The organism is Mycobacterium sp. 1245499.0, from assembly GCF_001673615.1.
GTDB classification, from domain to species: Bacteria; Actinomycetota; Actinomycetes; order Mycobacteriales; family Mycobacteriaceae; genus Mycobacterium; species Mycobacterium europaeum_A.
This window is the reverse complement of sequence record NZ_LZMG01000073.1, coordinates 24,710-31,140: the sequence shown is the minus strand read 5'-3', so window position 1 is coordinate 31,140 and position 6,431 is coordinate 24,710. Positions and strand designations below refer to the sequence as shown.

General features: G+C 67.4%; 7 protein-coding genes. 5 read left to right on the top strand and 2 right to left on the bottom strand.

What is annotated here, in order from left to right:
* Positions 1-174 precede the first annotated feature (174 nt).
* A complete protein-coding gene (locus A5646_RS03755; protein ID WP_066877066.1) occupies positions 175-1,206 on the bottom strand; it encodes an LLM class F420-dependent oxidoreductase in 1,032 nt (343 codons plus the stop codon).
* Positions 1,207-1,283: 77 nt separating this feature from the next.
* Here A5646_RS03755 and A5646_RS03750 point away from each other — a divergent pair, with 77 nt between their 5' ends.
* From A5646_RS03750 to A5646_RS03730, 5 genes are all read left to right on the top strand, one after another.
* Positions 1,284-2,279 (top strand): Zn-ribbon domain-containing OB-fold protein, encoded by a 996-nt coding sequence (locus A5646_RS03750; protein WP_197497910.1) that lies wholly within the window; start codon positions 1,284-1,286, stop codon positions 2,277-2,279.
* Between the two features lie 15 nt (positions 2,280-2,294).
* On the top strand, positions 2,295-3,359 hold the full coding sequence (locus A5646_RS03745) for a thiolase domain-containing protein (RefSeq protein WP_067019953.1): 1,065 nt from the start codon (positions 2,295-2,297) through the stop codon (positions 3,357-3,359).
* Positions 3,359-4,555 (top strand): thiolase domain-containing protein, encoded by a 1,197-nt coding sequence (locus tag A5646_RS03740; protein ID WP_066870606.1) that lies wholly within the window; start codon positions 3,359-3,361, stop codon positions 4,553-4,555. Before A5646_RS03745 ends, A5646_RS03740 begins: the two co-directional genes overlap by 1 nt.
* Positions 4,556-4,612: 57 nt before the next feature.
* Complete coding sequence (locus A5646_RS03735; RefSeq protein ID WP_067019950.1) at positions 4,613-5,020, top strand: nuclear transport factor 2 family protein; 408 nt, start codon at positions 4,613-4,615, stop codon at positions 5,018-5,020.
* A 94-nt stretch (positions 5,021-5,114) separates the two neighbouring features.
* Positions 5,115-5,903 carry an alpha/beta hydrolase gene (locus A5646_RS03730; RefSeq protein ID WP_067019947.1) on the top strand — a complete coding sequence of 263 codons (789 nt, stop codon included), beginning with the start codon at positions 5,115-5,117 and terminating at the stop codon, positions 5,901-5,903.
* Here the strand turns inward: A5646_RS03730 and A5646_RS03725 are convergent.
* Complete coding sequence (locus A5646_RS03725) at positions 5,900-6,424, bottom strand: gamma carbonic anhydrase family protein (RefSeq protein WP_066877061.1); 525 nt, start codon at positions 6,422-6,424, stop codon at positions 5,900-5,902. The two genes, A5646_RS03730 and A5646_RS03725, sit on opposite strands and share 4 nt — an antisense overlap.
* Positions 6,425-6,431 lie beyond the last annotated feature (7 nt).

Below are 6,431 nucleotides of genomic sequence, written 5' to 3'. Positions count from 1 at the left end.
CAGCATGATGGTGGTGTCCGGACGCAGTACGGAGCAGGTCCGCGAGCTGGCGACGCTGATCTGACGGCCGCGCGCGCCAAACTAGAACACGTTCTAATTTTCTTGCCAGGGGCTTAGAACGCGTTCTAGATTGTCCGGATGGCACGCCCGACGACGAAGCAGCGCGCGCGGCCGTCAGATCAGCGTCGCCAGCTCGCGGACCTGCTCCGTACTGCGTCCGGACACCACCATCATGGTGACGCCGGCGGCCTCCCAGGCCTTGATCTGCTTACGCACGTAGTCGATGTCGCCGACGATCGCGGCGTCGTCAATCACCTCGTCGGGGATGATCTCGGCGGCCTTGTCCTTCTGGTTGCTACGGAACAACTTCGTCACGTCGTCGACCACTTGCGCGTAGCCCATCCGCCGGTAGACGTCGGCGTGGAAGTTGGTGTCCTCGGCGCCCATGCCGCCCATGTAGAGCGCGATGTAGGGCTTCATCGCCGCGAACGCCGCGCTGCGGTCCTCGGTGATCACGATGTTGGCCGTCGCGCAGATCTCGAAGTCCTCGCGGCTGCGGCGAGCGCCCGGCCGGGCGAACCCCTCGTCCAGCCACTCGTTGTAGGTGTCAGCCATGCGCGGCGTGTAGAAGATCGGCAGCCAGCCGTCGCAGATCTCGGCGGCCAGCGCGACGTTCTTCGGCCCCTCGGCGCCCAGCATGATCGGGATGTCGGCCCGCAGCGGATGGGTGATGGGCTTGAGCGGTTTGCCCAAACCCGTTGCGCGCTCACCGGTCAGCGGCAGCGGGTAATGCGGCCCGGCGCTGGTCACCGGCGCCTCGCGCGCCCACACCTGCCGGATGATGTCGATGTACTCGCGGGTGCGGGCCAGCGGCTTGGGGAAGGACTGGCCGTACCAGCCCTCGACCACCTGCGGGCCGGAGACACCCAGGCCGAGGACGTGCCGGCCCCCGGACAGGTGGTCGAGCGTCAACGCCGCCATCGCGCAGGCCGTCGGGGTGCGTGCGGACAGCTGAACCACCGACGTGCCCAGCCGCACCCGCGACGTCGACGAACCCAACCAGGCCAGCGGGGTGTAGGCGTCGGACCCCCAGGCCTCGGCGGTGAAGACGGCGTCGTAGCCGGCCTCCTCGGCCGCGGCGACGAGCTCACCGTGGTTGTGCGGCGGCTGAGCGCCCCAATATCCCAGCTGCAATCCCAGCTTCATCGTCGTCACCCTTCCGGTGGTCGTCCCGATCCAAGAAAGATTTGAATCCGTTCTTAGAACCTGTTCTACTCGATGGCGTGACAGCCAGCTCGAGTAGCCCGCCCCTGATGGATCACCCTGAGCCACCGCTCGCCGCGCCACTGACGTTGTCCTTCGACTACACCCGTTCAGTCGGCCCCACGCTGAGCAAGTTCTTCACCGCCCTGCGCGACCGCCACATCCTGGGCGTGCGCGGATCGGATGGCCGGGTGCACGTGCCGCCGGCCGAATATGACCCGGTCACCTATGAGCCGCTGGGCGAGATGGTACCGGTGTCTAGCGTCGGCACCGTGGTCTCCTGGACCTGGCAGCCCGACCCCATCGAGGGACAGCCGCTGGACCGGCCGTTCGCCTGGGCGCTGATCAAGCTCGACGGGGCCGACACGCCGTTGATCCACGCCGTTGATGCGGGTGAGCCCAAGGCCATCAAGACCGGCTCCCGGGTGCACGCGCACTGGGTCGACGAGCCGGTGGGCGCCATCACCGACATCGCGTATTTCGCGCTCGGGGAGGAACCCGAGGCCGTGGCCGAGCAGTCCGACGGCGACAAGGACCCGGTGACCATGATCGTCACGCCGGTGTCGCTGACCATCCAGCACAGCGCCTCGCACGAAGAGAGCGCCTACCTGCGGGCCATCGCGCAGGGCAAGCTGCTGGGCGCGAAGACGGGCGAGAACGGCAAGGTTTACTTCCCGCCGCACGGCGCCGACCCGGCCACCGGCCAGCCGACGACCGAGTTCGTCGAGCTGCCCGACAAGGGCACCGTGACGACGTTCGCGATCATCAACATCCCGTTCCAGGGTCAGCGCATCAAGCCGCCGTATGTGGCGGCCTACGTGTTGCTCGACGGAGCCGACATCCCGTTCTTGCATCTGGTCGCCGACATCGACGCCCACGAGGTACGGATGGGCATGCGCGTCGAGGCGGTGTGGAAACCCCGCGAGGAGTGGGGATTTGGCATCGACAACATCGAGTACTTCCGGCCGACCGGGGAACCCGACGCCGACTACGACACCTACAAGCACCACCTGTAAAGGGCTTACCTGCACATGAGCGCTCGCAACGTTGCGGTCGTCGGCTTTGCCCACGCCCCACACGTCCGCCACACCGACGGCACCACCAACGGTGTCGAGATGTTGATCCCGTGCTTCGCGCAGCTGTACGAGGAGCTGGGCATCGAACGGACCGACATCGGCTTCTGGTGTTCCGGATCATCTGATTACCTTGCCGGACGGGCATTTTCGTTCATCTCGGCGATCGACTCGATCGGTGCCGTTCCGCCGATCAACGAGTCGCACGTCGAAATGGACGCCGCCTGGGCGCTTTACGAGGCCTACATCAAAATCCTCACCGGCGAGGTCGACACCGCGCTGGTGTACGGCTTCGGCAAGTCCTCGGCCGGCATCCTGCGCCAAATCCTGACGCGGCAGACCGACCCCTACACCGTCGCGCCGTTGTGGCCCGATTCGATCTCGCTGGCCGGGCTGCAGGCACGCATCGGGCTCGACACCGGTAAGTGGACCCAGGAGCAGATGGCGCGGGTGGCCTTCGACTCCTTTGCCAATGCGCGCCGCGTGGACAACGTCGAGGGGTCGATCAGCGTGGCGGAACTGCTCGAACGGCCGTTCTTCGCCGACCCGCTGCGTCGCCACGACATCGCGCCGATCACCGACGGCGCCGCGGCGATCGTGCTCGCGGCCGGTGACCGGGCGCGTGAGCTGCGCGAAAACCCGGCCTGGATAACGGGAATCGAGCACCGCATCGAAACGCCGGTGCTGGGCGCGCGCGATCTCACCGAGTCGCCGTCGACAAAGGCCGCGGCCCACGTGGCCACCGGCGGCCGGACCGACAACCTCGACGTGGCCGAGATCTGTGCGCCGTTCACCCACCAGCACCTGATCATCGCGGAAGCCATCCGGATCCCGGGTCCCACCAAGGTGAACCCGTCCGGTGGCGCGTTGGCGGCCAACCCCATGTTCGTCGCCGGCCTCGAACGCATCGGCTTTGCAGCACAACACATCTGGAACGGTTCGGCCGAGCGGGTGCTGGCGCACGCCACCAGCGGCCCTGCGCTTCAACAAAACCTGGTCGCGGTCATGGAAGGAAAGAACTGATGGCCGGTGCAGGGCCAAACGTCGCTGCGGTACTAGGTACCGGACAGACGAAGTACGTCGCCAAACGCCAAGACGTTTCGATGAACGGTCTGGTGCGCGAGGCGATCGACCGGGCGCTGGCCGACTCCGGCAGCACCTTCGACGACATCGACGCCGTCGTGGTCGGCAAGGCGCCGGACTTCTTCGAGGGCGTGATGATGCCCGAGCTGTTCATGGCCGACGCCATGGGCGCCACGGGCAAGCCGCTGATCCGGGTGCACACCGCGGGTTCGGTCGGTGGGTCCACCGGTGTGGTGGCCGCCAGCCTGGTGCAGTCCGGCAAGTACCGGCGCGTCCTGGCGATGGCGTGGGAGAAGCAGTCGGAGTCAAACGCCATGTGGGCGTTGTCGATTCCCATTCCGTTCATCAAGCCGGTCGGTGCCGGCGCGGGTGGGTACTTCGCCCCGCACGTGCGCTCCTACATTCGTCGATCCGGTGCGCCGACGAACATCGGAGCCATGGTCGCGGTCAAGGACCGGCTCAACGGCGCCAAGAATCCGCTGGCGCACCTGCACCAGCCCGACATCACGCTGGAGAAGGTGATGTCCTCGCCCATGCTGTGGGACCCGATCCGTTACGACGAGACCTGCCCGTCTTCCGACGGTGCGGCCGCCGTGGTGATCGGCAACGAGGAGGCCGCCGAAGCCCGCCTTACGCAAGGACATCCGGTGGCGTGGATCCACGCCACCGCGTTGCGCACCGAGCCGCTGCAGTTCTCCGGGCGCGACCAGGTGAGCCCGCAGGCCGGGCGTGACGCCGCCGCGGCGCTGTGGAGGGCCGCCGGCATCGAGAGCCCCATCGACGAGATCGACGCCGCGGAAATCTACGTGCCGTTCTCCTGGTTCGAACCGATGTGGTTGGAAAACCTCGGATTTGCCGCCGAGGGTGAAGGCTGGAAGCTCACCGAAGCCGGCGAGACGAAGATCGGCGGCCGGTTGCCGGTCAACCCGTCGGGCGGCGTGCTGTCGTCGAACCCGATCGGTGCCTCGGGCCTGATTCGCTTCGCCGAAGCGGCGATCCAGGTGATGGGCAAGGGTGGCGACCACCAGGTACCCAACGCGCGAAAGGCCTTGGGACACGCCTACGGTGGCGGCTCGCAGTACTACTCGATGTGGGTGGTGGGCGCCGACAAGCCCGCGGCCCAGAAGGTCTCGTGAGCGCGCCGACGACGATGCAGCGGGGGCACCTCCCGCTTGCGGGGGAGAGCGGCGCCGTTGACTGAGCATCCCGCGCACGAGGCCGGCCGCCGCTCCCGCGAGGCGGTGGCGGCCCGGGACAAGGATGCCTGGCTGGCGGTGTTCGCCGACGACGCCATCGTCGAGGACCCGATCGGGCCGTCGGTGTTCGACCCCGAGGGCCTCGGCCACCGTGGCCGGGACGCGATCTCGGCCTTCTGGGACAAGGCGATCGCCCCCACCACGAAGATCGAGTTCTTCTTCCGCGACACCTACCAGTGCGGCAACGAGGAAGCCAACGTCGGGCACATCCTCATCACGACCGGCGAATATCAGACGACCGCCGAGGGCGTCTTCACCTACCGGGTCAACACCGAGGGCCAGATGGTGGCCCTGCGCGCCTACTGGGAGATGGATCGGGCGGCGGCCAACACCCGCAAAATCTAGAGCGGTTCGCCGGCGGTGAAACCTACGGCGCGACACGCCGGTTGAGGATCGCTGATTTCACATTCGGCGGCATGTCGATGTCAGGCTTATGCCCATGTCCGACAAGCACGTCGTACTCGTCCACGGCTCATGGAGCCGCGGGCAGCAGTGGGCCCCCGCCCAGGCCGCCTTTGCGGAACGCGGCTTCACGGTGCATACCCCGACCTTGCGGCACCACGGACTGCCGCTGCACGAAGGTGCGGCCAAGATTGCGTCGTTGAGTATCCGTGACTACTTAGATGATCTCGTCGCCCTGGTCGCATCGCTGGACTCCCCGCCGCTGTTGGTCGGACATTCGCTGGGCGGTCTGCTAGTCCAACTGGTCGCTGCCCGCACGCCACACGCTGGCCTGATCGCCGCCTGTCCGTCGTCGGTGGGTCCATCCGGCCTTAACCGCACGACTCTGGGTATCGCCCTACCGCACGCGTTGAAGACGCGGCCGTGGACCAAACCGGTCTATCCCCCGACGTGGCAACAGTTTTGGCGGGGCGTCGCGGCCACACAAACCCAGGAGGCTGCGCGCGCGGCGTTCAACGACCTGGTCTGCGAATCCGGACGGGTGCTGTTCTTCGAGCTCGCTATGCCGTGGCTGGACCGAGCCAAGGCCGCGAAAGTGGACCGCAGCGCCATCGCGGGACCTGTGCTCGTGATCGGGGGCGGCCGAGACCGTATGGTGCCGCCGGGGTTGGCACGCCGGACCGCCGCCCGATTTGCACGCGCGAGCTACGCCGAAATTCCCGATTCCGATCACATGGTGTTCTATGGAGCCGCGTTACCGGTCACGATGAGCTACATCGATGACTGGCTCACGCGAAATTGCGGCATAACCGGCGATTCGGCCTAGAGCGGTTCCAGCCCGGCCAGATGCCGCTGGGCCAGGTCGCGGTAGGCCTGCGGGTTCACCTTGACCCACATCTCAGCGCCGGTCCCGGCGACCGGGCCCTTGATCTGCGCCGGCGCCCCGACCGCCAGCATACCGGCCGGGATCTGGCTGCCGGCCGTCACCAGCGAATGCGCGGCGACCAGGCTGCGTGCGCCGATCACCGCGCCGTCCAGCACGGTGGCGTGGTTCGCGATCAGCGCCTCCTGCCCCACGTGCACGCCATGAATGACACACAGATGCGCGACCGTCGCGCCCGGACCGATGTCGACCGGTATTCCGGGCGGCGCGTGCAGCACCGAGCCGTCCTGGACGTTGGCGCCCTCGCGCACCACGATGGGCCCGTAGTCGCCGCGCAGCACGGCGTTGAACCAGACCGAGGCGCCCGCCTCCACCACGACGTCGCCGATCAGGGTGGCCGTCGGGGCCACGAAAGCTGTGGGATCGACCCGTGGCGCGCGGCCCTCGAACGCAAACAGCGGCATCGTTTAG